3 protein-coding genes are annotated in these 4,589 nt (G+C 65.0%); all 3 read left to right on the plus strand.

All coding sequences use genetic code 11. The features are described from left to right. Positions 1–103 precede the first annotated feature (103 nt). On the plus strand, positions 104–277 hold the full coding sequence (locus QZ501_RS14865; protein ID WP_295720595.1) for a hypothetical protein: 174 nt from the start codon (positions 104–106) through the stop codon (positions 275–277). Positions 278–364: 87 nt separating this feature from the next. After that, positions 365–4,393, plus strand: a complete 4,029-nt coding sequence (locus QZ501_RS14870) for an AsmA-like C-terminal region-containing protein (protein WP_295720597.1) — start codon at positions 365–367, stop codon at positions 4,391–4,393. Continuing rightward, a partial coding sequence (locus QZ501_RS14875; RefSeq protein ID WP_295720599.1) for a nitrilase-related carbon-nitrogen hydrolase occupies positions 4,390–4,589 on the plus strand: 200 nt, incomplete at its 3' end. The genes QZ501_RS14870 and QZ501_RS14875, both read left to right, overlap by 4 nt.

Here is a 4,589-nt window from a genome sequence, read left to right on the forward strand (position 1 = left end):
GTGATACGAACGGGTACACTGTCGGTCGTCAAAAGAGACCCGACACGGTGGACCCGCCCGCCAATCAGGTGCGTTTTTGTATCGCGCCGCCCCACGGTCGGGTATGGACGACCACCACGACGACCACGGACACGACGATGGCCACGGGAGCGAACTGGTGGACGTACGCGTCACGTCACCGATGGAGGAGTTCGGTATGAGCCGGGTGACGACGGGGCTTCTCGTCCTTGTCGTCGGCCTGGCCGTCGTCTTCGGCGTGCCGCTGTTCCTCGGTTGAGGAATCGAATTCTCCCGCTCGTCTCAGTCGAGTTCCGCCGCGAGCACGTCCCGGAGCGACGCGATCGTCTCGGCGTCGATCGCCACGTTGGTCCCGTCGACCGAGAGCGACAGCGTTCCGTCGCTCGTCGCCGTCCCCAACTCAGTCACCGACGCGACGCCGTCGAAGAGCGCCTCGACCGCGTCCGGATCGGTCGTCTGGATCAGCGCCCTGACGCTGCTGATGCTTGCCGCGCTCTACGTCGGCCTGGGCCGCCAGGTCATGGCGAATCTCCATCATTTTGAAGCCGAGATAGAAACAGCGCTGACTCAGGTGCTGGGCAGGCCTGTGCATCTCAGTGACCTGAGTGGTGACTGGCAGGGGCTGGATCCCGTTCTCCGGGTTGGGGAAATGGCGGTCGGAGAGAAGGGCCGGGCGGATGCTTCACTGGGGCAGCTGAAAATGCGCCTCGACAGCCGGGCCTCGCTGGTGCGTCTGCGCCTGGTGTTCCGCGAACTCCGTGCCAGTGGTGCCGAGGCGACACTGGTGCAGCAGTCTGATGGCGGGGTCGCCGTTGCCGGCCTATGGCAGCCATCCGAAAGTGGCGACGAGCCCCGGGGGCCGGCGGATGCCGCGTCGGATGCGCTGGCTGCACTGGATGGTCATCTGGGCGAATGGATCGATCAGGCGGGGCGGCTTCTGTCCGATCCCGTTGTGACGCTGACGGATCTGCGACTGCGCGTCGAGCCGACTTCCGGGGAGCCTGTATCACTCAGTGTTCCGGCAATGGACGTGCGCTTTGAGGACGGTCTGTTTTCCGCCAGTGGGCACCTGGTCGGGGGCGGCGATGACCGCCGGCGCATCGGCGCCTTTGCTCTGGAGGGACGGCACCTTCTGAGCAGCGGGTTTACTGGGGACCTCTTCCTGGATATGGACTCCGCCGGCATTTTCAATAACCTGCTTACCCCCTATGAATGGCGGGGGCTGGCTGTTGAGTCGCTGAATGCCCGGGCCGAGACCTGGCTGAAGTTCAGGCGGGCCCAGCTCCAGCGCGTAAGGATGTCATTGCGGCTACCTGAGCTCGGTCTGGCATCGCCAGTGGCTCCTGTGGCCCGGCTCAGGGATCTGAGCGCGGATCTGCTGTGGCGGCACACGGACGCGGGCTGGCTTCTGGAGACGCGCGGCTCGGCCTTTCGCTGGGGCGAACAGGAAGCCGGCGCGTTCTCCGCCCGAGCGGAACGCACCAGTGCTGGCCTGACAGTGGCCGCACAGGGCCTGGATCTGGGGGCGGCCAGCTCGCTGGTGCGCCACAGCGGCCTGTTGCCGAAAGAGGAGCAGGAACGCCTGGCCGGCCATGATCCCACAGGCCTGATGGAGCATCTTGAAATCACCGTCCCCGACAACGGCGACTGGCGGCTGCGGGGTGCTTTCAAGGATATTGCTGTGGCGGCTGTCGAAGGGGCCCCTTCTGGCAGCGGGCTGGACGGCTACCTTGAGACCGGCCCCCGGCAAGGTCGAGTGACCCTTGAATCCGGCCCGGCCCGTATCGGATTCCCGGAGCTGTTCCACACGGACTGGCGTTTCCAGCGCCTTGCCGGTCGCATCCACTGGTCACGTCGCAGTGATGGCTGGGAGGTGGCCGCACGGCGTCTTGTCGGGCGGCATGAGGGTATGGATGCCTCCGGTGGATTCCGGCTGCGGCTGCATGAAGGCAGCACGGATACGCTGTCACTGCGGATCGGCATTGCTGGCGGCAGAACCGGCATGCTGGGCCGCTTTGTACCCCGGAAACGGGTGCCTCCGGAACTCTATTCCTTCCTTACCGAGGCCGTAGGCAGGGGCACCGTGACCCGTGGGTGGTATTACGGTCATGGGGATATCGGAGGTGATGATGCCGATGAAACTGCCCGTGATCGTGCCTTCACCTCCAGTATGGCGTACCGCTTCCGGGATACTGAGCTGACCTACGATCCTGAGTGGCCAGCACTGGAGGGCGCTGCCGGGCAGGTGCGGGTGCAGGGTGACGAGGGCCATATCCGGCTGGATGAAGGTGTGGTGGCCGGTGTTGAGCTTGAGCCCAGTCAGATCCGGGTAACGGGTGAGGATGGGGAAGGGCTGCGCGTGGATGTGGATACCGCGGCCCGTCGCGATGGCGAGCTGCTTACGGAGCAGTGGCGCAACAGCCCCCTCGCAGAGGTTGCCGGTGACTGGCTGGGCGACCTCCGTGTGACCGGCTCCAGCCATGTCGACCTGTCGCTCAGCCTGTGGCCGGGGCAGGCGCGGGATCCAAAGATGGATCTCCGGTTTGCCCTGTCCGATGGTCACGTGCGCTTCGCTCCGGCAGCGCTTGAGTGGCGGGATGTGAACGGGCCGATCCGGTTCTCCACGGATGACGGATTCGGCAATACGGACCTGGATGCGCGCTTCATGGGCGAGCCGGTGACGCTGCAGGTCCGCGATGGTCCGAAGCAGGCCCCGGTCTTCCGCCAGCAGGGGCGTCTGGCGGTGCCAGGGCTGGCGGAGTGGCTGGGAGAGCCGCTTCCCAGGGTAAGCGGCCGGCTCGACTACAGTGCGGCCTTTCGGCCCACGGAAGGCCCTTCCCTGCGGCTGGATGGCGATCTTGCGGGCCTCGTTCTGGACTGGCCGGCACCGTTCAGCAAGGAAGCCGGTGATGACCACAGTCTGACAACCCAGGTTGACTTCGGTGGTGCGGATTCGGAGGCCGTGCGCATTGAGGGGGACTGGGAGCCACTGGGCGCGTTCCGGTTGGTGGTGCGTGACGGGGTCGTGGAGCGCGGGCGCATTGGTCTGGGTGTGCGCCGCACGGAGCTTCCGAAAGAGCCGGTGCTCAGCATTACCGGTAATCTGCCGGGGGCTGACCTGAAGCAGTGGTGGCGGGCCATGGCTGACGTTCCGGCAGGGGAAGAGGCGGCTGCTGGCCAGGGCGCTGCGCCGGAAAGGTTTGACCTGCCTCCGCTCAGGGTCGAGCTGGGTATTGGTGAGCCGCGTTTCAGTAACTGGGCTCTGTCACCGCTTCGCATCCTGGCGGAGGCTGACTTGCGGGGCGGTTGGCAGGTGCGACTGGATTCGGACTGGATCAGTGGCACCGTCGGGAATGGCGGTGAGCGGGCACTGGCGGTGGATCTCGATCATCTGGTGCTTCCGGAAACGGCGCCTGACGGCGGGGAAGCGCCAGAGCTGGACAGTGGCACACTGAGCAGTGGGGCCCGGGACTGGCCCGACATGGGTATACGCATCGGCCGTCTTGTTGTCGGCGACCGTCGGCTGACGGATCTGTCGCTGATGCTGGTGCCGGATGGCAGCCGTATCCGCGTGGATCCACTGGCATTTACCATGGGGGATCTGGTCGTGGATGGGAATCTGACCTGGCAGCCGACGGCCAACAGTGGCGTCACCGAATTTTCCGGCACCCTGGATGGCGGTGATCTCAAAGGGCTCGAAGCGCTGATCGGTCGAACCATGGTTCCGATCAGCAGCCAGCGGACCGAGGCCTCACTGAACATGGCCTGGCCCGGCGGACCCACGGATTTCAGCCTGTCCGGTCTGCGCGCGGCCATGGACTTCCGGCTTGAGGATGGCATCATTGATCAGGACATTGAGGGGGCGCGTGTGTTCCGGGTTTTTGGCCTGCTGAACACGGATACGCTCTGGCGGCGCCTGCAGCTGGATTTTTCGGACGTCTATGAGTCCGGAATTCCGTTCGACCATATCGAAGGGGAAGTGCTGATCCACGAGGGTCGCCTGATCTTTGATCCGGCTGTGTCGATCCAGGCGCCCTCCGGCGGTTTCCGTATGAGCGGCGAGGCGGATCTGATCAGTGAGGCACTCGATATGCGCCTGGTGGTGGTGCTGCCGGTTACCCAGAATCTTCCTCTGGCGGCGGTTCTGTTCGGCTATGCGCCCCCCATTGGAGGTGCGCTTTTCGTGCTCGATAAGGTGTTTGGGGGTATCCTGAGTCGGGTTACCAGTGCCACCTACACCGTGGAGGGCACCTGGAGCAACCCGGAGGTTGAACTCCGCAATCTGTTTGACACGGAGTCGGATCTGGAAAGCTATGAACGGCCCGAGGTGGGTGTGGAAGCCCCCGAAAGGCCTGCAGGGGAGATCAAGCGATGACGGCATCCGTATCGGTAGCGGCCATTCAGATGGTGAGTGGTTTCGAGGTGGAACAGAATCTGGTGCGCGCCCGCGAGCTGCTTGAGCAGGCGGCTGAGGACGGGGCTCGCGTAGCGGTGCTTCCAGAGAATTTCGCGGCCTTCCAGAACCGACGGCTGGCCGAGCTGGGGCAGTCCGAGGCGCGCGGGGAGGACGG

Source organism: uncultured Halovibrio sp. (assembly GCF_913056445.1).
GTDB classification, from domain to species: Bacteria; Pseudomonadota; Gammaproteobacteria; order Pseudomonadales; family Oleiphilaceae; genus Halospina; species Halospina utahensis_B.

Coding starts and splice junctions, on each gene's coding strand:
- QZ501_RS14865 (WP_295720595.1), top strand. CDS start 104: ATGGACGACCACCACGACGACCACGGACACGACGATGGCCACGGGAGC.